Origin of the sequence: Fictibacillus nanhaiensis, from assembly GCF_049537595.1 — a bacterium.
Classification (GTDB): Bacteria; Bacillota; Bacilli; order Bacillales; family Fictibacillaceae; genus Fictibacillus; species Fictibacillus nanhaiensis_F.
On the sequence record NZ_JBMULM010000001.1, the window covers coordinates 1,305,055 to 1,331,146 of the forward strand.

The 26,092-nt window shown below is 39.7% G+C and carries 26 protein-coding genes and 1 pseudogene; 22 read left to right on the plus strand and 5 right to left on the minus strand.

Going from position 1 to position 26,092, the window contains the following annotated elements; all coding sequences use genetic code 11:
• From ACOZ9X_RS06575 to ACOZ9X_RS06615, 9 genes and pseudogenes are all read left to right on the plus strand, one after another.
• Nucleotides 1-486 carry a DUF5590 domain-containing protein gene (locus tag ACOZ9X_RS06575; protein ID WP_423417465.1) on the plus strand — a complete coding sequence of 162 codons (486 nt, stop codon included), beginning with the start codon at nucleotides 1-3 and terminating at the stop codon, nucleotides 484-486.
• Nucleotides 487-523: 37 nt separating this feature from the next.
• A complete protein-coding gene (locus tag ACOZ9X_RS06580) occupies nucleotides 524-1,708 on the plus strand; it encodes a pyridoxal phosphate-dependent aminotransferase (RefSeq protein ID WP_423417466.1) in 1,185 nt (394 codons plus the stop codon).
• Between the two features lie 75 nt (nucleotides 1,709-1,783).
• On the plus strand, nucleotides 1,784-3,076 hold the full coding sequence (gene asnS / locus ACOZ9X_RS06585; protein WP_423417467.1) for an asparagine--tRNA ligase: 1,293 nt from the start codon (nucleotides 1,784-1,786) through the stop codon (nucleotides 3,074-3,076).
• A gap of 325 nt (nucleotides 3,077-3,401) precedes the next feature.
• Complete coding sequence (locus ACOZ9X_RS06590) at nucleotides 3,402-4,115, plus strand: DnaD domain-containing protein (protein ID WP_423417468.1); 714 nt, start codon at nucleotides 3,402-3,404, stop codon at nucleotides 4,113-4,115.
• A gap of 60 nt (nucleotides 4,116-4,175) precedes the next feature.
• On the plus strand, nucleotides 4,176-4,847 hold the full coding sequence (gene nth / locus ACOZ9X_RS06595) for an endonuclease III (protein ID WP_423417469.1): 672 nt from the start codon (nucleotides 4,176-4,178) through the stop codon (nucleotides 4,845-4,847).
• A gap of 392 nt (nucleotides 4,848-5,239) precedes the next feature.
• Nucleotides 5,240-5,740: pseudogene (locus tag ACOZ9X_RS06600) on the plus strand (peptidoglycan recognition protein family protein); the annotation flags it as partial.
• A 111-nt stretch (nucleotides 5,741-5,851) separates the two neighbouring features.
• Nucleotides 5,852-6,283: a peptidoglycan-binding domain-containing protein gene (locus ACOZ9X_RS06605; RefSeq protein WP_423418236.1), complete on the plus strand. Its 432-nt coding sequence runs from the start codon at nucleotides 5,852-5,854 to the stop codon at nucleotides 6,281-6,283.
• A gap of 80 nt (nucleotides 6,284-6,363) precedes the next feature.
• Nucleotides 6,364-6,705 carry a YpoC family protein gene (locus ACOZ9X_RS06610; protein WP_423417470.1) on the plus strand — a complete coding sequence of 114 codons (342 nt, stop codon included), beginning with the start codon at nucleotides 6,364-6,366 and terminating at the stop codon, nucleotides 6,703-6,705.
• Nucleotides 6,706-6,761: 56 nt separating this feature from the next.
• Nucleotides 6,762-8,024: a glycosyl hydrolase family 18 protein gene (locus ACOZ9X_RS06615; protein WP_423417471.1), complete on the plus strand. Its 1,263-nt coding sequence runs from the start codon at nucleotides 6,762-6,764 to the stop codon at nucleotides 8,022-8,024.
• Between the two features lie 87 nt (nucleotides 8,025-8,111).
• Here ACOZ9X_RS06615 and ACOZ9X_RS06620 read toward each other — a convergent pair whose 3' ends face one another.
• From ACOZ9X_RS06620 to ACOZ9X_RS06630, 3 genes are all read right to left on the minus strand, one after another.
• Nucleotides 8,112-10,754, minus strand: a complete 2,643-nt coding sequence (locus ACOZ9X_RS06620; RefSeq protein ID WP_423417472.1) for a PBP1A family penicillin-binding protein — start codon at nucleotides 10,752-10,754, stop codon at nucleotides 8,112-8,114.
• A gap of 77 nt (nucleotides 10,755-10,831) precedes the next feature.
• A complete protein-coding gene (recU, locus tag ACOZ9X_RS06625; protein ID WP_423417473.1) occupies nucleotides 10,832-11,437 on the minus strand; it encodes a Holliday junction resolvase RecU in 606 nt (201 codons plus the stop codon).
• A 68-nt stretch (nucleotides 11,438-11,505) separates the two neighbouring features.
• Complete coding sequence (locus ACOZ9X_RS06630; protein WP_144699448.1) at nucleotides 11,506-11,751, minus strand: glutaredoxin family protein; 246 nt, start codon at nucleotides 11,749-11,751, stop codon at nucleotides 11,506-11,508.
• A 131-nt stretch (nucleotides 11,752-11,882) separates the two neighbouring features.
• On the opposite strand from ACOZ9X_RS06630, the gene ACOZ9X_RS06635 reads away from it, so the two are divergent.
• Entirely contained in the window at nucleotides 11,883-12,848 is a 966-nt protein-coding gene (locus tag ACOZ9X_RS06635; RefSeq protein WP_423417474.1) for a DUF2515 family protein, read from the plus strand.
• 34 nt (nucleotides 12,849-12,882) lie between these two features.
• On the opposite strand, the gene ACOZ9X_RS06640 is transcribed toward ACOZ9X_RS06635, so the two are convergent.
• Nucleotides 12,883-13,023, minus strand: a complete 141-nt coding sequence (locus ACOZ9X_RS06640; protein ID WP_186320490.1) for a hypothetical protein — start codon at nucleotides 13,021-13,023, stop codon at nucleotides 12,883-12,885.
• 213 nt (nucleotides 13,024-13,236) lie between these two features.
• Here ACOZ9X_RS06640 and ACOZ9X_RS06645 point away from each other — a divergent pair, with 213 nt between their 5' ends.
• The 5 genes from ACOZ9X_RS06645 to ACOZ9X_RS06665 all read left to right on the plus strand — a co-directional run bounded on the left by ACOZ9X_RS06645 (nucleotide 13,237) and on the right by ACOZ9X_RS06665 (nucleotide 16,558).
• Nucleotides 13,237-13,752, plus strand: a complete 516-nt coding sequence (locus ACOZ9X_RS06645) for a MerR family transcriptional regulator (protein ID WP_423417475.1) — start codon at nucleotides 13,237-13,239, stop codon at nucleotides 13,750-13,752.
• Nucleotides 13,753-14,015: 263 nt separating this feature from the next.
• Nucleotides 14,016-14,384 carry a YppE family protein gene (locus ACOZ9X_RS06650; protein ID WP_423417476.1) on the plus strand — a complete coding sequence of 123 codons (369 nt, stop codon included), beginning with the start codon at nucleotides 14,016-14,018 and terminating at the stop codon, nucleotides 14,382-14,384.
• A 50-nt stretch (nucleotides 14,385-14,434) separates the two neighbouring features.
• Nucleotides 14,435-14,974: a hypothetical protein gene (locus tag ACOZ9X_RS06655; protein WP_423417477.1), complete on the plus strand. Its 540-nt coding sequence runs from the start codon at nucleotides 14,435-14,437 to the stop codon at nucleotides 14,972-14,974.
• On the plus strand, nucleotides 14,971-16,188 hold the full coding sequence (locus ACOZ9X_RS06660) for a DEAD/DEAH box helicase (RefSeq protein WP_423417478.1): 1,218 nt from the start codon (nucleotides 14,971-14,973) through the stop codon (nucleotides 16,186-16,188). Before ACOZ9X_RS06655 ends, ACOZ9X_RS06660 begins: the two co-directional genes overlap by 4 nt.
• A 61-nt stretch (nucleotides 16,189-16,249) precedes the next feature.
• Nucleotides 16,250-16,558, plus strand: coding sequence for a YciI family protein (locus tag ACOZ9X_RS06665; protein WP_423417479.1), 309 nt, complete (start codon nucleotides 16,250-16,252; stop codon nucleotides 16,556-16,558).
• Between the two features lie 66 nt (nucleotides 16,559-16,624).
• Here the strand turns inward: ACOZ9X_RS06665 and ACOZ9X_RS06670 are convergent, their stop codons facing one another.
• Entirely contained in the window at nucleotides 16,625-17,272 is a 648-nt protein-coding gene (locus ACOZ9X_RS06670) for a cupin domain-containing protein (protein ID WP_423417480.1), read from the minus strand.
• A gap of 1,156 nt (nucleotides 17,273-18,428) precedes the next feature.
• On the opposite strand from ACOZ9X_RS06670, the gene ACOZ9X_RS06675 reads away from it, so the two are divergent.
• The 7 genes from ACOZ9X_RS06675 (at nucleotide 18,429) to ACOZ9X_RS06705 (ending at nucleotide 25,886) form a co-directional block, all read left to right on the plus strand.
• The gene (locus ACOZ9X_RS06675; RefSeq protein WP_423417481.1) at nucleotides 18,429-18,971 is read left to right on the plus strand and encodes a hypothetical protein; all 543 of its coding nucleotides are present in this window, start codon (nucleotides 18,429-18,431) and stop codon (nucleotides 18,969-18,971) included.
• Nucleotides 18,972-19,353: 382 nt separating this feature from the next.
• Nucleotides 19,354-20,901, plus strand: coding sequence for a nickel ABC transporter substrate-binding protein (nikA, locus tag ACOZ9X_RS06680; protein WP_423417482.1), 1,548 nt, complete (start codon nucleotides 19,354-19,356; stop codon nucleotides 20,899-20,901).
• A 1-nt stretch (nucleotide 20,902) separates the two neighbouring features.
• Nucleotides 20,903-21,844, plus strand: coding sequence for a nickel ABC transporter permease (gene nikB / locus ACOZ9X_RS06685; protein ID WP_423417483.1), 942 nt, complete (start codon nucleotides 20,903-20,905; stop codon nucleotides 21,842-21,844).
• Nucleotides 21,845-21,846: 2 nt separating this feature from the next.
• Nucleotides 21,847-22,698, plus strand: coding sequence for a nickel transporter permease (gene nikC / locus ACOZ9X_RS06690; RefSeq protein WP_423418237.1), 852 nt, complete (start codon nucleotides 21,847-21,849; stop codon nucleotides 22,696-22,698).
• A gap of 14 nt (nucleotides 22,699-22,712) precedes the next feature.
• A complete protein-coding gene (locus tag ACOZ9X_RS06695; protein WP_423417484.1) occupies nucleotides 22,713-23,720 on the plus strand; it encodes an ABC transporter ATP-binding protein in 1,008 nt (335 codons plus the stop codon).
• Complete coding sequence (locus ACOZ9X_RS06700; protein ID WP_423417485.1) at nucleotides 23,707-24,480, plus strand: ABC transporter ATP-binding protein; 774 nt, start codon at nucleotides 23,707-23,709, stop codon at nucleotides 24,478-24,480. The genes ACOZ9X_RS06695 and ACOZ9X_RS06700 overlap by 14 nt, the downstream gene beginning before the upstream one ends.
• Before the next feature lie 62 nt (nucleotides 24,481-24,542).
• On the plus strand, nucleotides 24,543-25,886 hold the full coding sequence (locus tag ACOZ9X_RS06705) for an MATE family efflux transporter (protein WP_423417486.1): 1,344 nt from the start codon (nucleotides 24,543-24,545) through the stop codon (nucleotides 25,884-25,886).
• Nucleotides 25,887-26,092 lie beyond the last annotated feature (206 nt).

Below are 26,092 nucleotides of genomic sequence, written 5' to 3' on the forward strand. Positions count from 1 at the left end.
ATGGGAAAAAAGTGGATACTTGTTATTGTTGGCATTCTGATCTTAGCAAGCTGGCAAGCTTATTATCTGTTTAACGGCGTTCAAGCAAAGCCCGCTAAGAAAGAAGCAGAAGCGGTTGAGATCGCGAAAAAAGAAGAAGACCTCGTTTCTATTACGAATGTGGATCACTTCTACAAGAATGAGACGTATTATGTAGTAGAAGGCAAGAACAAAAAAGGCACAAACAAGATCGTTTGGGTCGATAAAGACAAAAAGGTTACCTCTTTAAACGCGAAAGAAGGGCTTTCAGAGAAACAGATTCTGAATTATGTCAAACAGAACCATGACGCGAAGACGATCGTCGACAGCCGATTAGGGATGGAAGACGGCATTCCATTATGGGAAGTGGTCTATTACGACACGAATGACCGATACACATATTTTTATGGGTATTTTGAAAGTGGTGAACGATACGAGATCTATCGTCTGAAAGAATCAGATCAATAGAAATCAGATGAATAAAAAAGTGGAGGGATTTAGTAGTATGAAGCTTGCAAAACGTGTGGAGGCATTAACTCCTTCAACAACTCTGGCAATCACAGCAAAGGCAAACCAATTAAAGGCAGACGGGCACGATGTGATCGCACTAGGTGCAGGTGAACCTGACTTTAATACACCGATACATATTATTGAAGCAGCTTACGAGTCTATGAAAGAAGGACACACAAAATATACAGCTTCCGGCGGACTTTTATCATTAAAAAAAGCGATCGCGAACAAGCTGAAGCAAGATCAAGGTTTAACGTATGAAACGTCTGAGATCATCGTTAGTACAGGAGCGAAACATTCGTTGTATTCTCTGTTCCAAGCCATACTCGATGAAGGAGACGAAGTGATCATTCCGATTCCGTATTGGGTGAGCTATCCTGAACAGGTGAAGCTTGCAGACGGTACGCCTGTTTACTTAGAAGGAAAAGAAGAGAATGGATTCAAGATCACAGCAGAAGACTTGAAAAATTCTATCACAGAACAAACGAAGGCACTGATCTTAAACTCGCCGAGCAATCCGACTGGATCTCTGTATTCAGCAGATGAACTGCGCGCGATCGGAGAAGTGTGTCTAGAGCATGATGTGTTGATTGTGTCTGATGAAATCTATGAAAAGCTCGTTTATGGCGGAGTGAAGCACACATCGATCGCTGAACTTTCACCTGAACTGAAGAAACAGACGGTCATCATCAACGGTCTCTCGAAATCTCATGCCATGACAGGCTGGAGAATCGGTTTTGCAGCAGGTGACGCGAAGATCATCAAAGCGATGACGAACTTAGACAGTCATAGTACATCAAATCCGACAACTACATCTCAGCACGGTGCACTTGCAGCTTATAACGGCACTCAAGAGCCTGTTGAAGAGATGCGTCAAGCGTTTGAAGAGCGCATGAACAAAGTGTACGACCGTCTGATCACGATTCCTGGCATCACGTGTGTAAAACCGAACGGTGCGTTCTACCTTTTCCCGAACGCTACAGAAGCGGTAAGTATGACAGGATTCAACTCTGTGGATGAGTGGGTAGAAGCTCTTTTAGAAGAAGAAAAAGTAGCTTTAGTACCAGGTTCAGGATTTGGTGCGCCTGATAACGTGAGACTTTCTTATGCAACGAGCCTTGATACGATCATGGAAGCTTTAGATCGCATCGAACGTTTTATCAACTCAAAACGTAAGTAATGATTGATTTTTAGAAAGTTCTCCTTCATAATTTTTTTTGGTAGATATTGATAACGTACAGTGGAGGTACATGCAGTGAAAACAACGATTAATAAGCTTAGTGAACACGTAGGCAAGACCGTAAAGATCGGTGCTTGGCTCTCTAATAAGCGTTCTTCAGGTAAGATCGCTTTCTTACAGCTTCGCGATGGATCTGGATTCGTACAAGGAGTTGTTGTAAAGAGTGAAGTAGGCGATGAGATCTTCGCTAAAGCAAAAGGACTCACGCAAGAATCTAGTCTTTATGTAACGGGTACGGTTAAAGAGGACGAGCGTTCAGCTCTAGGTGTAGAACTTGAAGTAACAGATGTTGAAGTGCTTCATCAAGCAGTAGACTACCCAATCACACCGAAAGAACACGGAACAGAGTTCTTGATGGACCACCGTCACCTTTGGATCCGTTCTAAGCGTCAGCACGCGATCCTAAAGATCCGTAACGAGATCATTCATGCAGTTAACGAGTTCTTCTACAACAACGACTTTGCAAAAGTAGATCCTCCGATCCTAACAGGAAGTTCTGCAGAAGGAACCACATCATTGTTCCACACGAAGTACTTTGAAGAAGATGCGTATCTTTCTCAAAGTGGACAACTCTACATGGAAGCCGCAGCGATGGCACTTGGAAAAGTATACTCGTTCGGTCCGACTTTCCGTGCAGAAAAATCGAAGACTCGCCGTCACTTGATCGAGTTCTGGATGATCGAGCCTGAGATGGCTTTCGTTGAACACGAAGAATCTCTTGAGATCCAAGAACAGTTCATCTCACACATCGTTCAATCTGTGATCTCACGCTGTGAGAACGAGCTGAAGACACTTGGACGTGACATCTCTAAACTAGAGAACGTTAAAGCGCCTTTCCCTCGCGTTTCTTACGACGACGCGATCAAGATGTTAAAAGAAAAAGGGTTTGACGATATCGACTGGGGAGACGACTTCGGTGCGCCGCACGAAACAGCAATCGCGGAAAGCTTCGATAAGCCTGTCTTCATCACGAACTATCCGAAAGACATCAAAGCGTTCTACATGAAGCCAGATCCTAACCGTGATGATGTTGTACTTTGTGCAGACCTTATCGCTCCTGAAGGATACGGAGAGATCATCGGTGGAAGCCAACGTATCGATGACCTTGCCCTTATGGAGCAGCGATACGAAGAGCACGGGTTAACTGACGATGCTTACAAATGGTACCTAGAACTTAGAAAATACGGAAGCGTTCCTCATTCAGGATTCGGTCTTGGATTAGAGCGTACAGTAGCTTGGATCTCTGGAGCGGAGCACGTTCGTGAAACGATTCCATTCCCACGTCTATTGAACCGTCTATATCCTTAATAAATTTTTAAATCTCCCTGTTATGCGGGGAGATTTTTTTTGTTGTTTTAGAAGGTGTAGTAAGTGTGGAAAACGTGCTATTAAGTCGTTTTGAGAAAGAATTAAGTCGTACTTGAATGCGATTAAGTCTAAAATAAAAAAATTAAGTCAAAATCGGAACCAATTTAAGTCAAAAAAAGAAAATAAAGGCCGTTCTGCAAATTTCGACAAGCCCCTAGCCTTAGCTCATGACTTCCAAAACTACTTTTTTCTCAACATTCACCAGTACAGCGAAAATAAAAAAGCTAGTTTTATATGCTATAATGTAGGAAGAGGTGTTTTAGTGATGAACGGTAATTTATTTGAACGATGGATGGCTGAAGGATCAGTCAGCATTCCTAATATGTTAATCAAAACGTACAAACAGATCGGTCTATCAGATAACGAATGCATGTTGTTTATACAGCTTCATGTTTTTATAGAATCAGGAAACTACTTTCCGACACCTGTCGAGCTTTCTCAACGAATGTCCGCTTCAAGTGATGAAGTGTCGGCTATGCTGCGAACGCTAATCGGCAGAGGTGTACTTGGCATGGATCAGTTCGAGGATAAAGAAAAAGGCGTCTATTTTGAGGCTTACACGCTTCAGCCACTTTGGAACAGACTTCTTCAAAGCTTGAAAGAAGAAGAGCAGGTGAAAAAAGAGGTACATAAGGAGCATCAGGAACAAAACGTGTTTGTTCGGTTTGAAAAAGAGTTCGGTCGTCCTTTATCTCCGATGGAGCTTGAAACGCTTAAGATCTGGATGGACGAGGATCAACAATCTCCAGAATTGATTCTCTCTGCTCTAAAAGAGTCCGTTATGTCTGGAAAGCTGAACTTTCGATATATTGACCGTATTTTGTTCGAGTGGAAGAAAAATGGCATTACAAGTCCTGAAGCTGCCAAATCGTATGGCGAGAAATTTAGAGTCAGACAGCTGCAAAAAACGGGGAAACAAGAGCAGCCTCGTAACGATATAGGCATTAAACGACCGCAATACAATTGGCTGGAATCGTAATACATGAAAAGGCCTTATATCCTAAGGTCTTTCTTTTTTATAACAGGAGGTAACGTAAACGTGTTAAACAAAGCACAGATCCAATTTTGTTTAGAGCAGATCGAGGATATGTTTCCAGATGCCCATTGCGAACTTCACCATTCGAACCCGTTCGAGCTGACGATCGCGGTGCTTCTGTCTGCGCAATGTACAGATGCGCTCGTTAACAAAGTCACACCGAAACTTTTTGAAAAATATAAAACGCCGCAAGATTATCTGAACGTTACGATAGAAGAGCTGCAGGACGATATCCGATCGATCGGTCTGTACCGAAACAAGGCGAAGAACATCCAAAAGCTGAGTGAACTCGTGATAAACGAATACGGAGGAGAGATCCCGAAAGATCGAGATGAACTGACGAAACTGCCTGGCGTAGGACGAAAAACGGCAAACGTTGTTGTATCTGTCGCTTACGACGTTCCTGCTATTGCAGTCGACACGCACGTTGAACGGGTATCGAAGAGGCTCGGGATCTGCAAATGGAAAGATTCTGTTCTGCAAGTAGAAGAAACATTGATGAAGAAGATTCCAAAATCGCTCTGGGGCGCGACCCATCACCGATTGATCTTCTTTGGAAGGTATCACTGCAAAGCACAAAATCCAAACTGCCCAGAGTGTCCACTTCTCTCCATCTGCCGAGAAGGTAAGAAGCGGATGAACCAAAAAGAGAAGAAGCTGACTAAGAAAAGATAGCTAAGGAACCGCACCGTAACTTAATCAGTTACGGTTTTTTTATTGTTTTTTTAGTCTGGCAGATGGTGAAATGATATTCGGCACTCATAGGGGGTATTTTAGTGAGGTGAGGATGTCGTGATTTGTCGACTCGCTGATATATAGTGAAAACTCGCCGTATTATCAACAATATTTCAAGGATTATTGAATGTATTTCTTGAATTGTACCCTTACATACGGATGGAGGTAGACATGCTCAACTTACAATTCAACTGTTAGATGCCTCCACTTACACTAAATAACAAAAAATCTCACAGTATACCTATAAAACACTTCAAATTCTGTACAAAAACCCCATATGTACAAGCAATCACTCTCTTTCTACATACCATATAGAAAGGAGTGATGTTTTTGTGTCATATTCAATCACATATGACTATATTAAGTTAGGTAATGCAAGACCTGGTACTAAGCTGGACGGGCCGATTTTCGGAGTCGCTCACGATACAGGAAATCCAGGGACTTCCGCCCGAAGCAACCGAAACTATTTTAACAACCAACAACCGAGTGCAAGCGCACATGTTTTTATAGATGATAAAGAGATCCTTGTGATCATTCCGCTCGATGAAAAAGCGTATCATGTTCAGTATGGAACACAGTTGGATAACGTGCGTTTTGGCCGAGAGTCAAACGATGCTGCGATCGGTGTTGAACTCTGCTGGGGAGGCGGGATCAATTTTCAAGAAGCGTATAGAAGATATGTCTGGTTCTGGGGTTATCTTTGTAAAAGATACAACTGGATACCGCAAGAAAAGATCGCGAGCCACAAACAATTAGACCCAGGGCGAAGAACAGATCCTGATAACGCGTTGAATCGTTATGGCATCACCTTTAATCAGTTCCTAAAAGATGTAGAAAATTCTATATCCAATCAAACAATCCCAACACCAGTAACGAAACCTTCACCTCAACCAACACCAGGGACTAATAATAGTATTTTGAAAAATGGATACACAGGTCAAAGAGTGAGAGATCTTCAGAACAAACTAAAACGAGCAGGTTACACTCTTGTAGCAGATGGCGTTTACGGTCCAAATACAGAGAACGCCGTTAGAGCATTTCAAAGAAAATATAATCTGACGGTTGATGGAATTGCAGGACCTAACACGTTAAATAAACTTAATGCTGTTTTAACGCAACCAACCAAATCAACTCAACCTGCACCGTCAAAATCAAGTATTTCAAACGGAAGTGCTGTAGTTCCTTATCCAGGATATGTCATCAAAAGAGGTTCAAAGGACAGAGCAAACGTAAGCAGAATACAGCGTGCTTTAAATATTTCAGCAGATGGTAACTTTGGTCCACAAACAGAATCAGCGGTAAAAGCTTATCAAAAAAGAAAAGGATTAGCTATAGATGGAATCGTTGGACAAGCCACTTGGAATACACTCTTTTAAAAAGGTACAATAACGTTAGATAAGAGATTATCTTCTTTTGATAAGCTCTTTTTTTTGTATACAAAGCGGAGGCGTTTTAGATGAATGAGAATACGGAAAACATTTTTATAGAGTGGAATGAGAAGTCAAAAGAAATTGCGTTACACTTTAAGAATCGTAACAGACAAAAAGCAAAAGAACCAATGAAATTTTACTTACAGCAGCTTCTGAAAACGATCTATCTCGGAAATGGAGTGCAGCCTGATGATCTGATGAATTATAAGAACGATCTAAAAGGATTCAAGCATCTACCTGTAAACGCGATCGAGCGGCTTTCGTTCATCGAAGATCAGCCAGATCACTATCAATCGTACATACAGCTTAGTGAGTTGTTTTCTGAATGGGAAAAGAAAAGTGTCATATTAAAAAAGCGTAGTACATAAGGACAAGACACTTGGACATATGATGATGACATGAGACGTTTTTTAGGAGGGGTATCATGCAGATTCATGTGGTGAAACGTGGCGATTCTCTTTGGAGACTTTCGCAATACTATAAACTGCCGTGGCAGGAGCTCGCTACGGTTAATCGATTGTCAGAAAAAGACGTGCTAACAGTAGGACAGACACTTTTCATTCCAACACCTTTTACTTATACCGTTCAGCCTGGTGATTCATTAGAGGAGATCGGAAACAGGATCGGTGTAACTGTCGCCCAGTTACAGCAGGCTAATCCGGGTGTGACAAACAGCAACCTCCGGCCAGGAACGCAACTGAACGTACCACAGCGTACGAAGAAGACAATCGTAACGAACGCGTTTGCAGAGCCTAATCCAAAAGCTCAAGCCAATTTTGATGCCGCTGCAAGAGCGCTCACGTACATCACGCTTTTTAGCTATGAAGTGAACGAGAAAGGTGTATTCAAACCATTGAATGATTCTGAGTTCCTAAAAGATGCAAAAAATAAAAACGTGCGCCCGATCATGGCCATCACGAACATTAAAGACGGTGAATTCAGTGAAGAAGTGGGAACAGCGATCCTAACGAAGAAAGAGATTACTGATAAAGTGATAAACGAGTCCTTACGTATCATGAAGCAAAAAGGATATGAAGGGATCTCGGTTGATTTTGAATACTTAGGCAAACAAAACAAAGAAGCTTACAATCAATTCTTAAGAACGCTAACAGAGAAGATGCATCAAGAAAATTATATTGTCATGACCGCGGTTGCGCCAAAAATCTCTGGCACACAAGAAGGCGAATGGTATGAATCGCATGATTATAAGGCACACGGAGAGATCGTAGATTATGTGATCCTGATGACGTACGAGTGGGGGTACAGCGGTGGACCGCCAATGGCAGTTAGTCCGCTTCCCTCTGTAAAAAAAGTGCTCGACTATGCGGTGAGTGTGATCGATCCGAAGAAAATTCTGATGGGCATCAATCTATACGGTTACGACTGGACATTACCGTATAAACCGGACGGTGAGTTTGCGAAAGCATTGAATCCGGTTCAAGCGACCCAGCTAGCAGGTAAGCGGCAAGCTGCCATTAAATACTCAAGAAAAGATGAAGCTCCGTATTATCGTTATTGGGATAAACAAAAGAAAGAGCATGTGGTATGGTTCGAAGATCTTCGAAGCATGAGAGCAAAGTTTGATGTTGTCGATCAGTATGGTTTTGCCGGTGTTAGCTTTTGGAACCTATCGTTTGGTTATCCTGTATTTTGGAACTATCTGCTTGATCGGTATAACATAAAATAGGTGATCTGTGACTTCAGTAGATTGCCATTACTTATATGAGAATAAAAAAGATCCGCCAGCTAAAAGTTGCTGACGGATCTTTTTTATTTATTGACCGAGAGGAGGGAGTAAGCCTCCACCGTTTCCACCATTTTGTTGTCTGCCTTCGTTTTGACCTGGAGGTGTAGGGGTTGTACCAGGCTCACCTTCTGCAGGTGGCTCCGTTCCAGGCTCTTGACCTGGCGGAGTGCCTGGTTGTTCGCCTTCACCGCCTCCTTGATCAGGAGGGGTACCAGGTTCACCTTCTGCAGGTGGCTCTGTTCCAGGCTCTTCTCCTGGAGGAGTACCCGGCTGTTCGCCTTCACCCTCACCAGGAGGTGGCTCTTCACCTGCAGGGCCTTCAATCGTAATCGATGTTCCTGCCGGTTCACTTTCTGTGTTGTTCTCACTGTCGATCGCTATGACTTGGAACGAATATTTACCAGGAGCAGGAGCTGGAACAACAAATTTTGTATCGTTGATCGTTGCACGTTCCTGCATCGGTCCGTCATTATAGCTTGCGAGAACTCTAAAGGTTACACCTTTCTTTTTACCATATTTCCATTTTACTTCAATCTCGTTCTTATCTTCTTTATATTTCGCTTCAAGCCCTTCGATTGAAGAAGGTTTTTCATAGCTATCACTGATACCAGGAAGGTCCGTTCCTTTAACGAAAAGCTCGATGATCTTCTCAGAATCAGGTGTGAACTCACTTGCTCGTTTCCCTGTTCCTTTTTCCATCGCTACTTCTGTTACAGATTTTGGCTTCTTGAAGTCGGTATTCTTATGATCTAACTCACTCATGATATCACGGAAGATCTGCTTTGAATAATCCGCTTCATTGTCGTTTAGATAGAGACCGTTACCTTCTTTGTCTTTGTTTTCAGCATAACCGGTCCAAACAGCTGCTGTATAAGTTGGCGTATATCCTGCCATCCAAGCATCTTTCGTCGCACCATCTGGAAGACCGTACTTATCGCGATCTTCTTTAGAGTAGTTTGTCGTACCCGTCTTACCAGCTAAGTTCAGACCGCTAACGTTCGCTTCACGGCCAGTTCCTCTGTCCATCACATCTTTTAGCATATCTGTGATCATATAAGCAGTGTAATCTTTCATAGCTGCTTTAGGCTCTGAATCGACTTCAACTACACGGCCATCAGGGAACTCAACTTTACGTACCGTAGTTGGTTTTGAGTATATACCTCCGTTACCAAACGATGTATAAGCACCAGCTAGTGTAAGAGGGGAGATACCACCGTTAAATCCACCGATCGCGTAGGATGGATAAGTTGTATCTGGATCTAAGTCAAACCCTAACTTATTAGCAAAATCAGTTGCTTCCTCAGCACCAACTTCTTGGAACGCACGAACAGCAGTCGTGTTCTTCGATTCAACGAGTGCTTGACGCATCGAGATGTCACCGACGTTTCGATCGTTAAAGTTGTTGATTGTAATGTCTTTCAGTTCTACTGGTTCATCTTTTAGAATGTATCCTGTGTTCCATTTTTTATTCTCAATCGCAGGACCATAATCAAGTATTGGTTTAATTGTAGATCCTGGTTGACGTTTTATCTTAGAAGAGAAATAGTTACTTAGTTGACCGCCGCGGCCACTTCCGACTGCGCGAATGGACCCTGTCTTCGTATCAACTAATGCAACCCCAGACTGTAAGAATTCATGCTCTTCATTTAATTTCGCTTTTAATACATCTTCAGTTGTTTGCTGTGCTTTCGTGTCTAAATTCGTATAAATTTTAAGTCCGGATGAATAGATATCTGCTTCTTCAAGACCTTCAATATCTTTGAGATCATCAATAACCTGTTTAATGTAAGCATCATAAGGGCGAGTCTCAGTCTTAACTTCGCCTTCTTTGATCATGTCTTTAACAGAAATGCTTTTTGCTTTCTCTGCTTCTTCTTTTGAGATGAACTTATGCTGAGCCATCAAGTTTAAAACGACATTACGTCGGTGTTCTGCTTCTTTTGGGTTTTTAGTAGGATCATAATAACTTGGTGCTTTTGGCAGACCAGCTAAAAGAGCTGCTTCCTGCACTTCAAGTTGATCAACTTCCTTATTAAAATATACTTTTGCGGCTGTTGCAATTCCATAAGCATTGTTTCCAAAATAGATTTTATTCAAATACATCTCTAAGATCTGATCTTTAGAATACTTCTGTTCTAGTTGAACAGAAAGGTATGCTTCACGAATCTTACGTGTAAGAGACTTTTCATTCGTTAATACCGTATTCTTGATAACCTGCTGAGAGATCGTACTCGCACCTTCTGCTCCAAATCCTTCTCTAACGTTAGCGAAGGCTGCACCAGCGATACGACGTACGTCAATACCACTATGCTCACGGAATCGCACATCTTCTGTCGCAATAAACGCATTTTGTACAGGTTCTGGAATCTCGTTGATCTTCACACGAATTCGTTTTTCATCACCGGCAACAAGAGAAACTTCTTTGTCGTTCATATCCATAATCTTAGAGGATACCGGTGTTTCTAGTTTCTTAGGATCTAATTTAGGAGAAGTCGCGGCAATAACGCCGATCGTTAACAGCCCTAAAACGCCTAATATAAGAGCAAGGATCAACAGCGTTTTCTTCCAGTTGCGTCCTCGTCTCGGTTTTTTTGTTTTTGATTTATTTGCCGGTTTGGAACTATCACTTGATTGTCTGCGCTCCATACGGCTTCTGTAATCTTTTGACATTGTTTTACCAACCTTTCAACTTCGTAAAAAAATGAACACGTTCAATTATTCGACGGCATTTGACAATTTATGAACGACTAAAAATAGACAGAATCTACCACTTGTAAGTAATGGAGCCGAGGTTGATACCCGATATTTATAGAATGTCCTTTTTCCTCGATTTCAGCCTTTGGTATAGATTTTCTGCCTTCCCTTTGTTCGTTCCAAAACGTGATCAAGTGAGAACTGTCGAATAAATAGCTCTCATCTGTAGCAGAGAAACGAAGGATGACGAACGAGATCCCACCATGATCTAAGATGTGCTGCATATGAAGTAACTGATGTTCATGAAAATTCTTTAGTGGGAAGCTCGTTTTATTCTTTGTTTCTTTTGCCTCAAAGTCAATGTATCTTCCTTTATACACCCCATTGTAATCTGTCGTGGAAGCGAGTTTGAAGTATGCTTCTCGAATGACAGCGGCAGATCGTTTTGGATATTCTACATTTACGATCTGAACCGGAGTAGGTTTCTTATGGATGATCGCTTGATTGGTTAAAAGATAATATTCGTTGCTCTGATTGATATCATCTTCTAACGACATTCCTCTGTTGCTGTACGAAATATCCTTTTTGATAGAAGATGAAGATTGTTTTTTCACGATAGAAGTCACTTTCTTACCGTTTGGATAATGAAAGGTACCCATGATTCATCTCCTTTACAACGAAAGATGGCTATGCGCATGAAAAAACGATACACATAGCCGTTGGATGTTTACTTTTTTAGTAGTCGAGAAAGTTCTTCTTCTACAAAGCCCATGACGACTTCTTTTGAGTCTTCCGTTTCAATAACGGTTACAGGAGTTGCGGAAGCGCCGAGGTCGATCACTTCTTTCATATAAGCATCGTTTTTACGAATATCTCGTTCTTCAAAAGGAATCTCGTTTGCTTTTAGCCACTCTTTTTCTGCAAAGCATGGAGGGCACGTTTCTTGTGTATAAAGTATTACTGTCTTCGCCAAAGGTTTATGCCTCCTTTTTCCAAATACATCTTTCATAACCATTAGTTTACTCTTTTTTCTTATATGACACAAATATTTTATAACACGAAAGCGAACGATAGAAAATAGGACAAAAAGCATGGAGGAAGACCGTGGTACAGCATAATGAGGATATCATTCAACACATTTTGAAACGTACGAATTCACAAAATCGTGACAATATTTCACGTACCGTAAGCTATGCCACATATTTTAAACACAACCCTGAAGTAAGGTGGGCGATGCTCGCAAGTCTTGTTTCAAGAAATGCAGGTTACAGCATGTGTGATTTAAAAGGGGACTGGCTACCTAGGCTGTTGTCTAGAGATACGAGAAAGCATTTGTTTCTGACTTATGAACGCGCAAACTGGCTGATTTTTCAGGATGCGTATCCCCAGCTTTTGATCTATGAGTATTCAAAAAAACAAGAAGAGCCATATTTTCATCTGCTCAGATTCTTTGGGGTTTCAACATTTATGGTTCAAGAGTGGGAGAGGTTTTGGAAAGAGAAAGATTTGAAGAGAATTTGCACGTCCCTGATTATTAATGAACAACATGTGATCGAAAAGCCGGTAATAGAAGATGGGTTTTATAAAAAGAGGATTTTTTCAAAGGTGCCGTTTCTTTTACAAGATTATATGCACTTTAGTACCGTGCTTTTTCCTGTCGAGAGTGGCGAAGTGATAGGAATTTCTGTTCATGGATTTAAAAAGACGAAAAATAGGATCGAAACCGGAAAAAAACTATATACCATTTTGTTTGAGTCAGAGTGGAGTGAAGAGATTCTTTCCTTTGCAGATAAAGTCACTCATACAGGATCAAGACATGATTTTGAAACCTATATCTATCCCGGTAAAAAAAGAGAGACTCCTTTTTTACGTATGACGTTCCCGATCATCGAACACCATAGGTCTAACACAAAAGACTGGTATCAAAAAAAAGTAAACACTGAAAAGTTTTATGAACCGATTGAACCGATTGAACCGTTGCACCGGGTTGTGTTAACAGATTGGTATAAACAAAAGCAAAGGCAGCTGAAAATTGGAATCCTCTTGAAAGAGTGGATGTTGCATGCATAAAAAAAGACGGCTTTTATGAGCCGTCTTTACTTGTTTATGTGCTAGGAATATCTGGTCCGTTCAGCTTTTTGTCACCATAGCCTGTGCTGTTCTTTTGTTCTCTTTTTTGAGTACCCGTTTCTTCTTGAGAAGTATATTGATCTTGCTGTTTTTGCTGTTTGCTGTCTTGGTTCATGTTGGCACCTCCTTTTTGTATCACCTGAACTGTACTTAGTTTTGGTGCTGTTGCGACTGAATATACAAACAATCAACAATTTAGATGTCGAAATTGTAGTGATTCCGTTGTATTCCACTTTCTTTGGCGAATGAAAACTAGTTTTGTCAGGTGTGAAGGGGATGGGAATATGATGCTAGAAAATAGTACTCACAAGAAAACGGGGAGGGATTCATGATGGAAATGGTGTTGATGAAAACCAAAACGGTCTCTGAGGAACTTGGGGTGAATCCAACAACAGTTCAGCGTTGGGTCAGACATTTTAACATACAATGTGACAAGAATGAGCATGGTCATTATCTTTTCAAACAAGATGATATCGATCAGTTAAGAGAGATTAAGGCACAGCTCGACAACGGACTTTTGATGAGTGATATTCAAGTTCAGTCGATGCAGTTAACAGAGCAATCAATGGAACTACCAACCCAATTTGAAGATAAGTTTAATCGTTTGAACGCTGCGATAGAGGCATTAGAAAAAAAAGTGGAAGAAAAAGCAGATGGGGTCGTTTCCTATCAAATGTTACAGCACGCGACAGAGCTTGAAGAATTGATCAAAAAGATGGAGAACATGGAAGCTCGTCTACAAGATCTAGAAGTGGCACTTCTGAAGCAAGATTATCCAGAAGAGCGTTTATACGTAAAAGAAAAATCAAGGAAGAATTGGTTCGTCAGTTTGTTTACTCTATAATATTGATAGGTGGTTGATTTCCGTTACAGGATGCTCGCTTTCCGCGGGGCGACCGGTGAGCCACTTGCCGCTTTGCGCCCTTATGTGTCTCACCTGACCGCTCGTCCCGCAGGAGTCTCGCACCTTACACTCCAATCAACATTCAATGAAGTCCAAAAACATACAGTACCGACTATCTGATACTAAATAGATAGAAAAACAAATCAAAAAGTGTAAGTCTCTTCATTCTTTGGTAGGATATAAAGAATGGGGGGACTTTTTTAATGGACCATTTATATACATTAACAACCGAGCTAATCGCTGATATAGATGAAGCGTTTCATATTTATAAGACAGAAACCAAAACGAGAGAAACAGAAGCTGACTTTTTTACAGAGGTCAAACCTTTTGCCGATCGCATCCATTTTCGTGTAAAAGACTGGGAGCCGCTCGCGAGAGACTGGGTGATCGTCAACAAGCCCAAATATCTGTACCCGATTCAGATTAAGACCGCTGCTGAAAACATCGGCTATCTGGGTGTTTATGTCTTTCAAAAGAAAATGAAAGACAAACGAATCACAGAAATGGTGAAATCTGTTCTCTATGTATTGAATCAGTTAAGAAATCAAATGGCGGAAGACGAAAATAAATAATTTCACGTACCGTACTTAAATATTGTTTTTAAAAATAGGGAGAGAACAAGATGTATCATCCATCTGTTTATGATAATCTAAAGGTTGTGCTCGAAGGAGCAGTATATGACCTAGATTTTTCAGGAGAAATTGAGATCATTAATCGTAAAGACTTAATGGATCAAGCTATTATAGAAAGAAATTATTGTATTGACTTTGTAGTTTCAGCAATCGGAGAAGCGATGAAAGGGACTATCACCTTAACTTCAAATCTAGAAGACCTGGCTATGGAAAAGTTGAACGATAACCCTGATGGTGCAGGCAGTAAACTTTCCTGCGTGATCGAGACTCCGGTTTATGAAATAGAAACAGATTGTAAACAGCTACAATCCATTCTGAAAAAATGGGGAAGTGGAGATTTAAAAGGTGACATTCAGCAAAAACTTACTTATATACATGGCCAACCAAGAAACGTATTCTCCAACACGATCTCTATACAACTTCAAAAGCCGGTTTCTGAAGAGGAACCAGAGCGAATTTCATCTGTACTTGAAGAGTTAATAGCGTCAATAAAAGAAATGAATGAATATTTTAAGGGGTATAAAAAATGACACAATCGCTACAGAATTTTCCGGAATTTATCCGAAACGCTTGGGACAAAAGCGGCTTTTCAGCATTTACAGACATTCAAGAACGAGCAATACCTGAACAGCTAGAAAACAAAGATTTAATCATCGAATCTCCAACAGGAACTGGCAAGACTCTTGCTTATGCATTACCGGCACTATCAAAGTTAAACCCAGAAGTAAAGAATGCTCAAGTTCTCTTTTTAGCACCAACACGAGAACTAGCGATGCAAATTTACGATGTATGTCAAAAGTTTACCGAAAACAGCGGGCTAAGTGGGGCATCTCTCATCGGTGGAGCAAACATGCAGCGTCAGTTAGATAAATTGAAAAAGAAACCGCAATTTATCGTAGGTACACCTGGGCGAGTAAAAGAATTGATCCAAAACAAAAAACTTAAAGTGCATGAAGTAAAAACCATTGTGATCGATGAAGCCGACCATATTATAGAAGCTGGGTTTAACGGTGACGTTGAACAAGTAATCGCAGCAACACTAAAAGATCGTCAACTAGTATTCGTATCCGCTACGATCAATAACAAGACTGAAGATTGGTCAAAAAAATTAGCCGTAACTCCAGTTATCGTTAAAGTAGAAAAAGACTTGGTGAAGAGCGAAGTCGCGCATACGTTCATGGTGTCTGATTACCGGGACAAGGTCGAAAACTTACGTAAGTTGATTCGTCACACACCTGGCATTAAAGCGATGGTCTTCATTAATAGTTCGATGAAGATGGATGAGTTCGCAACGAAACTTGAGTATAAGAAGATCAAGCTAGGCGTATTAGCGGGTAATTCAACTAAACAAGATCGTCAAAGAGTGATCAACGACTTTAAGAATGGAAAGATTCCTGTTCTTTTAACAACAGATGTAGCGACGCGTGGATTAGATATTCCTGACGTTACACACGTGGTTCATTTTGAAATGCCAGAAGACGTTAAGCAGTACGTCCACCGATCTGGAAGAACAGGGCGTATGGGAAAAGAAGGTACAGTCGTTTCTTTAGTAACGAAAGCAGAGCTAACTTCTGTGAAAAAATGGACTGCCAAGATGAACGTACCTCTTCAAAAGCAGCTGCTTGAAAAAGGACAAGTCATCGTTGAAGAAAGTGCTAGTAAAGGACCTTCCACTAAACGCACTGCACCTAAAAATGAAAAAAGCATGCAACGAAAATCTGATGGATCTAAAAAAAGAAGATAGTCGCAGTTAAAGGATTTTTCATGAATCGATAGAATTCTTTCTCTAAAGGGGAGAGATACGATTGGAAATCACTGAATTCTTATATCAGATTAAGCCAGTTAGAGCAGATTTAATGGAAAATCAAACACAAGAGGAACAAGAAAAGCTTCAATCTCATTTTCTGTACCTTCAAGATATGTTAGAGAAGGGAAAATTGGTATTGGCAGGACCATGTCTGGATGCATCGTTTGGTGTTGTTATTCTTCAAAATACATATGAAGAAGAAGCAATAGAAATTATGGAAAATGATCCAGCAGTTAAGGGGAAGATCATGACAGCAAACCTCTTTCCTTTTCGCGTTTCATTAATAAGAAATAACACGTTTTATTAACAAAGGAAACCGACCTGTTACATGCTGGTCGGTTTTTTGTCATTTTAATCTTGTTAATAATCCCCCTTACCACCAAACGTTCCGATAAGGCTGAACGTACGGAGTTTCAGGATGTTGTTGAACATATTGCATCTGCTGATAAGTTTGGTGATAACTTTGAGGATAGGTATATTCAGCGTTTCGTTGACAGTTGGTGTAAGGTCCTATATAGGTAGAAGGTTGAACAGGGGCAACGGTTTCTTTCCATTGATTCTCGTCAAGACAATACGTATGCGCCATAACGTTGGCAGGGGTGAATCTCAGTATGTCAGAACCTAGAATAACTTGCGGAGTGGGTGCATTGAAAATTGCTAGAATATGAGTATTATCTTCTAATGCAATTTCGTAGTGCCACCACCCTTGAGGAACGTTTGCGACTTGGCCTGGTGTGATCTTGAAGTTCAATAATTGTTTGGTAAATGGATTCAGGATGGATACAAGAATAGAACCAGAGATACAGTAAACAAGCTCAGCTGCATTCTGATGATAATGAGGCTCAACTACATTGCTTGTACTCATAAAGATGTCTAATAATGATACGTTCTCTAAAGTATTCAACTGTTTGATACCCAATACATTGATATAATTTTGGCTGTCTTTTCTGAATAGAGGACTCGTGTTTACATCAAACGTATATTGAGCAGAGGGAGATGTATAATCCATATATGAAACCATAAGGTGCTTCACCTCTTCTTAGGCGTTTGCCAACTTTGTATGTATGGTATGCAAACAGAAATAATTGGGTGTTTTTTAATGAGGAATTGTAAAACAAATGATGATTAAACAGCTAGAACAAGAAATCTCTTTGAAGTTCCCATGATTTACTTAACGAAATTTATATTAAGTGTTTGTGATTACGAAGGTCCCAATAATAAACACAATGCCATTGGAGATTAGGGAAAGGATTAAACCAATAACAGCCAGAATCTTTTTCTCTCTTCTTTTAAATAAGGTGTAGACACATAGCAATAATGACAGTGGAGAACCAATAGCAACTGTATAGATCAGAAAGCTGCCTCTTGTACTATACATGGTCAGAATTAATAATAGGGGAAGTAATAGAGAAGCAATACTCAACCAAGAAAAATGTTTATTATCCTCTCTGCTGTCTCGATACCACGCAAAAATTCCTGTTAATAATCCAAAAATTATAAGTAGAATAAAGATTAAATCCAAAAAATCCCCTCAATTCAGAAAAATTTAACGGTTTTTTCCATTTGCATTATAGCATATATTGGAAAAAATAATTGTAAAATTTTAGTGTTTAAATAATAATAGTTAAAGAAGGATTATTTGTCTTTAGACAAATTATATTTAATTAAGGAGGAAAAATGATTCTTATAAGAAAAGGGATAGCAGCTATTGCTACTTGCTTCATTATGACCTTGATAAATATTGCGATTCTCGGTTTAGAGTTTAGTATTTTTATAGCGTTTTATATAGTTCCATTCGTCATCTTATATGGATCATTTTCGTCCATGTTGTCTGATTACATGATTAAGTGGGTACATCCATCTTTTAAGCTTTTATTATCTGGTGTTATTCATATTCTCTTTGGTTTAATATTCTTAATTTTTATTTTGATACGTGAACAAGGGTATTATGATCTGGAAAACATAGTATGGAATATTAATCTTCATGCAATCTATACTTTGTTCTTTATTCTTTTGGATGATTGACGAAGTGTTAAAGAGAAAGGCCATAGTGATACGGTTTAAAGAGAAGTTGACTAGAATTGGTGAGTTGAGGTTATAAATGAAGGGATTCAAATCATGCACTTTTTAAATAAGGGTACACTCCTGAGGACCGTGTGAAAAAGGGGATAGTCACAATGACAAAGACAAAAAAGCTAATTGGAGGCATATTGTCGGCAGCTGTTGCGTTAAGTGCCTGCAGTTCTAGAGAAGAAATAGCTGTTCAAGATGAATCAACTTATACTGAAGATGAAACCTATTCAACGTCTTATTCAGAAGAGCAAACCTATGATGAACCTGTTGAAGAGGAGATTGAACTAGATCATTTACAATCTCAATATCCAGATATGAATTTAGAAGCAATGGAGAATCATATAGAAGAAAACGGACTGAAATATCAGGAGGATGAGCTTATCACGTTCTTAGATGATGTTTATGAAAACGGAGAATCTACTCTGGATTCCAATTATTATACTAATGAAAACGCGTTTCCGTGGTGGATATTCTTATTAGCAAATACAAGCAAAACGAAACCTACAGGAAAAGTTAATTTTACAAAACCAGCTACAACTGCTCCTTCAACCGTTAAACCAGCAACAAAGCCGAGTACGAACGTGACAACATCTCCTTCATCAACTGGTTCAGGCTTTGGATCAGGAAGTAAATCGTCTGGATCTTAAATCGAATTATTCACTTAATAATCTTATACTAATACAAATCTCTTAAACCCATCATTGTTGGGTTTTTTATAGTTTTACTTCGTTCAGTGATTGACGTTAATTTTATTAAATGATAGAATTCGATATGTAAATCGTAATGATTACGCTTAAAGTGAAAGTGAGGAGGGCAGCACTTTAAAAAGAAACAGAAGGGCAAGCATAAAGAACACCTTGTACAAGGGTGTATTAGATCATAAGATAGTCTCGCTTCTTAGTGTTCATGATTACTTGATACATAGGTATTATTTCTTCATCTTTCAATTAACTTCAAGCATTAAATTTTTTTTGATATTCAAACCGTAATGATTACGATTATAAACTAATAGGCAAGGAAGGTAAATGAATGAGAAATTATAAGAATATTTTAGTAGGTATGTTATGTTTGGTTCTTGTATTCATCGCTGGTTGTTCTACCACACAAAATAGTTCAGAAAAACAAGAAGAAAAAGAGAAGAAAGTTAACATGGTTTTCAGTTTTAAAGCAGCAAACTTAGATCCGCATACAGGCTTTATTCCTATTCGTGCTGGACTTACAGAAACGTTATTAAAACTGGATGAGAAATCAAACATTGAAGGCTGGTTAGCTGAAAAATGGGAAACAGCAGATAACGAGAAGTGGGTCTTTGAAATTCGAGATGATGTAAAATTCCAAGATGGTAAAAAACTTGATGCTGAATCTGTCAAACAATCATTAGAAAGAAGTATTGAAGCGAACGAATCGTTAGGTGATTCTCTCAAGATTAAATCAATGGAAGCAGATGGACAAGCACTTACTATCCATACGACAGAGCCCTATCCTGCACTTCCATCCGAACTTGTAAATCCTTATACATCAATTGTAAACATGGAAGCAGCCAAGAAGGATGGAGAAGAAGCATTTAGAAATAACCCAATCGGTACAGGTCCATTTAAAGTAAAAGAATTTAAATCGAATCAATTCGTTGAAGTTGAAAAAAACAAAGACTATTGGGCTGGAGAACCGAAATTGGACTCAGCCAAAATAAAGTTTAATGAAGACGCTAACGTAAGAGCACTTGCCCTACAGTCAAAAGAAGCTGATGTTGTGTACAATCTCCCTGCCGAAAGTCTAGATACGATAGAAAAGGATAATAAATTGAGAGTTGAATCCATTCCTGGACTTCGAGCGCATTTTGTTCTATATAACAGTCAAAGTAAAAATGTTAAAGATTTAAAGGTTAGACATGCTCTAGATCTCTTGATCGATCGAAAGAGTGTTGTAAAAGACATCATGCTTGGACACGGTCTTGAAGCTAACGGTCCATTTAACAGTACATTGCCGTTTGGACTAGATGAAGAAGTTTCAGAATTGAACGTGGAAAAAGCTAAAAACCTTTTAACTCAAGCGGGCTACAAAGAGAATGCAGAAGGTTTAATGGAGAAAGAAGGTAAACCGTTAACTCTTGAACTAGTTACGTATAAAGCTCGTCCAGAACTTCCTTTAATCGCACAGCTGTTACAGTCTGATGCAGGAAAAGCAGGAATCAAAATTGATATTAAAACTGTTGAGAACGCAGATACCCACCTAGTTGAAAACAAGGATTGGGATCTAGCGACTTATAGTAACAATACCTCTCCAAGAGGAGATGGAAGCTACTTCTTCAACACCGCTTTTACAGAAACAGGAGCTTTAAATGTTGGGAAGATCAACATTCCTGAACTTAACACATTAATTGAAAAGTTAAACAAAACGACAGATTTAGACGAGCGTACAAAGCTAACACAAGATGCGTCTAAGGTAATCAACAAAGAAGTTGCCCATAGCTATGCCGTTTATCCAAATATTATTATTGGAATGAACAAACGCATTGTGAACTGGGAGCCTACAGCAGAGGAGTATTATATTCTAACACACAATATGGATGTGAAATAATGTGCTTACGATTATAAAGAATAGGGTTATTCAGCTGGTTGTTGTTTTATTCATTCTATCCCTATTTACGTTCACATTAATGAAGATGGCACCAGGTGATCCGGTTCTTACTATCCTAAATGCCGATGAAATGGTCGTAACAGAAGAAGATCAAGCCGAGCTTAGAAAGAAGCTTGGCTTTGATCAGCCTCTGTATGTACAGTATGGCAAATGGATGTTCAACCTCATGCAGCTTGATCTAGGAAAATCATACATGTCTGGGAAACCAGTAATTGAAGAACTGTTAACGCGCATCCCCATTACTGCTGAGCTTACATTTTTTGCAATGACTATTATGCTATGCATCACCGTTCCACTCGGGGTGTGGTCAGCAAAATATGCAAACAAATGGCCAGACCAATTCAGTAGGATTTTAGCATTAGTTGGAGCTTCTATTCCTAACTTTTGGCTCGGACTCATCTTAATCTATCTTTTTGCCTTTAAATTAGGGATTCTACCTTCTTCAGGAATCGGGTCTTATTCTCAAATCATCTTACCCGCTTTTACATTAGGATTTACGTTTGCAGTAGTTTACGCAAGGCTGCTTCGAGCAGGTATTTTACAGAGTTTGTCTGAGGACTATATTTATGCAGCAAGAGCGAGGGGCGTCAAAGAGTGGAGGATCCTATGGTTGCACGCGTTTAGAGCTGCAGTTCTTCCAGTACTAACCATTTTCGGCTTAAGCCTTGGCAGCTTCTTGGGTGGAGCGGTAGTAGTTGAAATTTTATTTTCTTGGCCTGGATTGGGAAGTCTTGCCGTTGACGCTATATTTAACCGAGACTATCCGGTTATCCAAGGATATGTATTATTAACTGGAGTATTTGTAGTATTAACAAATCTCTTTGTTGATTTATCTTATTATGTGATCGACCCTAGAATGAAACGAAAAGAGGAGGCATTGTGAAGATGAATGTTCAGATGCCTAGAATAAACCGAATTCCATTTTTCTTTAAAAATCAAAACTTACTGATTCAGTGTGGGATACTATTTTTTATTATCATCACTTTAATCACAATAATTGGACCTTTTATCGTTCCAAATGATCCCTTCACAGCTAACATGGCTGAACGGCTTGCTCCACCAAGTTCAGCATATCCTCTAGGAACTGACCATATGGGAAGATGTATTTTTTCAAGGCTCATAGTCGGTGCCCAATCAACACTTGGAATAACGGCACTTGTTGTTGTGACTGTTGCACTCATTGGTATTCCAATCGGTCTCGTGATTGGTTACATCGGTGGTCGATTGGATACAGTGTTTATGCGTATAGCAGATGGCATACTTGCTCTTCCAGAATTTATTTTAGCGATTGCGATTGCTGGATTCTTAGGACCGAGTTTGACGAATCTCATGATTTCGATTGTTTTTGTTAAGTGGATTGCTTATACAAGGGTCGTAAGAAGTATCGTAATCACTGAACGAAACAAAGATTATGTTCTTGCTGCAAAAGTTGGGGGAAGCTCCAACTGGAAAATTATTAGAAGACATATGTTTCCTCAAATTGTTTCTCCTGTCCTTGTTCTAGCTACCCTTGATATCGGAAAAGTGATCCTAACAATCTCTTCCTTATCTTACCTTGGACTAGGTGCGCAGCCTCCAGCTCCAGAATGGGGAGCGATGTTGAATGATGGAAGACCTTATTTTCAGAGTGCGCCAGAATTAATGATCTACCCAGGTTTAGCTATCTTTTTTGTTGTATTAGCATTTAACTTAATGGGGGAAGGATTACGAGACAAATGGGATGTTAAAAGTCGATAGAGAGGAGGTTTGCGATGTTTGAGAACAAAACGACAACTTCATGTGAGAACAATCTGCTCGTTGTGGAAAACCTTTCAGTGACTGTGCGCAACAGCAGGGAAAAGTTAATTCGTAATCTAAATTTTTCTATTCCTCAAGGTGAGATATTTGGCTTAGTAGGAGAGAGCGGAAGTGGAAAAAGTTTGACGGCAACCGTGATATTGGGAATGCTTTCTAAGTCTTTGGAAGTAACAAGCGGATCTGTTAAACTTGATCAATCAGAGATCACATCGTTAAGTGAAAGAGAGTTAAGAGATATTCGTGGTCAAGATATTGCTTACCTCTCACAAAACTATCAAAGCTTCTTTACTCCATTTATAAAAGTTGGAAAGCAGTTTATTGAAATTATAAGATGTCACACTGACATGAATAGAAAAGAAGCAAAGAGAGTGGCTATTCATTGGCTGAACAAAGTTCACTTACATGCAGAACGTGTATTTAACAGCTTTCCCGATGAACTTAGTGGCGGACAATTACAGAGAGCTTCAATCGCATCTGCCATCATGTTTCGGCCGAAACTGATTATTGCAGATGAACCAACAACAGCTCTAGACGTGTTAACAGGAGAAAGAATTCTAGATCTCCTGTCTGAGCTTAAAGAAGAGTTGAATTGCTCTATTCTTCTAATCTCGCACGATCTAAAACATATTATTAACCGAACACAAACAGTAGGCGTCATGTATGGTGGACAAATTGTAGAAATAGGAAAAACCAGTGCTGTAGTGGCAGATCCTATCCATCCATATACGAGTCTTTTACTTCAGTCGAGACTCAGATTGAATAAGCATATCCAACATGAGTTACCGGTCATGCTGGGTGAACCTGGATTAACAGCTGAAGAGGGGTGTCCTTTTTCTAAAAGATGTCCAAGTGTTATGAAATCCTGTAGCAACTTAGTGCCAATGAGTACCATTGGAACACACCATTCGGCCGCTTGCCATCTAGTGAAGGCAGAAAGGGAAGAACGATATGTTACACGTTAATTCAATCTCAAAGATGTATCACTCAAAACCAGCTTTAAGTGATATTTCACTTACCGTTCAACCTGGTGAATGTATAGGAATCATTGGAGAGAGCGGTAGTGGTAAGAGTACTCTTGGCAAGATCATATTAGGTCTAGAGAAGCCTGATCAAGGAGATGTCCATTTTAGAGATAGTAACCTGCACACGCTAAAAGGGCAAGCATTAAAAAAACTCCGGCGTCACCTTCAAATCGTGTTTCAAGATCCTGCCGGGTCCTTAAATCCTCAACTTCCTGTATGGAAATCAGTGGTTGAACCGTTAGAAAATTATCCAGACGTTATTCCTTCATTCTTAAAGGAAGTACGACATAATCGTAAGAAGATGGCCCAAGTGTTGTTTCAAAAAGTGGGCCTTTCACCCGAACTTCTAGAGAGATATCCGCACCAACTAAGTGGTGGGCAAAAACAAAGAATTGCTGTAGCAAGGGGAATAAGCTTAGAACCAAATCTGCTGGTTTGCGATGAACCTACTTCAAGTCTGGATGTTTCTGTACAAGCACAGGTGCTCAACCTGTTAAAAAAGTTGCAGAGGGATTTGAACCTTTCTTTTCTTTTCATCTCGCATGATATAGCGGCTGTCCAATTCATGTGTGAACGAATTGTGGTACTAAAGGACGGTATCTTAGTTGATACGTTTTTAACGAATGAACTTTTTTCAGCGTCTCGTCATCCTTATACAAAAATGCTAGTAGAGATGAGTATGGAACAAGAGTATAAATAGAAGAGAACCAACACTTTTGCACGTAAAGTGTTGGTTTATTTATTTTAGGAGGATGAACTTTATTGAATCATTCGAAATATCTAGGATTGGCACTACCGCTGATTCTTTCGACCATAACAACTCCTCTACTTGGTGCAGTAGATACGGCTGTTGTGGGGCAGTTAGATGATTCCTCTTATATAGCTGGAGTAGCAGTCGGTACAATTATTTTTAATACGATGTATTGGCTTTTTGGATTCTTGAGAGTGAGTACATCTGGATTTGCAGCACAAGCACATGGAACAAAAAATGAAGAAGACGTCTTACGTTCACTAAGTAGACCATTGCTGTTAGCACTCAGCATTAGTGCCTGTTTGGTCGCACTTCAATACCCGATTAAAGAACACTTTTTACCGCTGTTGACATCAGATCCTGTCGTTCAGTCTCTAGCAACTAACTATTTTACGATTCGTATATGGGGTGTACCATTTGCACTGCTCAATTATGTAATCATAGGATGGATGATGGGACTTGCGATGATTAAGAAGACTCTGTTTCTTCAGATGTACATGAACGTAACGAACATTGTACTCGATATTCTGTTTGTTAAAGTCTTCTCATGGGGTGTGGCAGGTGTTGCAGCGGCTACATTGATTTCGGAGGTTTCCACTTTTGTAATCGGTCTTTTTATCGTTTGGAAAGCGATTCCCGCTAAGCATCGTAAGATTTTCCAGATAAAATCAATCGATCTATCTTCTTATAAAAAAATGATGAGGATGAACAGAGATCTATTCATTCGAACATTATGCTTATTAATTGTGTTTAATGTTTTTACAGCAAAAGGAGGTACTTTCGGAACAGAAATCCTTGCGGCAAACGCCATCTTGATCCAGATCCACTACATCATGGCTTATATGTATGATGGATTCGCCAATGCTTCGAGTATACTAACAGGAAGAGCAATAGGTTCTAACAATAAGGCACTCTATCGATCAACGATTAAACTTAGTTTTCAATGGGCAGTTATCTCCTCACTAAGCATCTCGAGTGTTTATTTTGTATTTAAAGATCAGATACACCTATTGTTCACCTCATTACCTGAAGTGTTGAATGTAGTAGGAACGTATGAAGCATGGATTATCATCTTCCCGATCGTATCCAGCTTTGGTGTCGTTCTTCACGGTATTTTTGTAGGAGCAACAGAAGCATCTTCACTACGAAACTCTATGATTATGGCTTTACTCGTTTTCTTAGTTTCTCTTTTTTTAGCAGTACCACGTTTCAATAACCATGGGTTATGGTTAGCGTTTATTCTTTTCAGTACCGCCCGATCGTTGTTCTTGATTCTACATGTGCCTAAATTATCACGAACACTAGGATTCCATGGAGTTCGTTATGATGGAAAAAGTAAGGTGTTTAATAAATAGAAATTAAAAAGCAGAAGTGTGCTAACAAATGTTTGGAGTAAACATATGTTAACAGGATTCTTGTTTATCCTTTTATTAACCACATGTATAGCGGAAGAGGAAATCATCAAGTGATTACTCCTTTTCCTTCCCAAGTGATCCGGGTCGATATGTGTTAGAAGTTAATTTTCAGACTAGCAATGGTCGTTCGCAATATGTAGGAAATA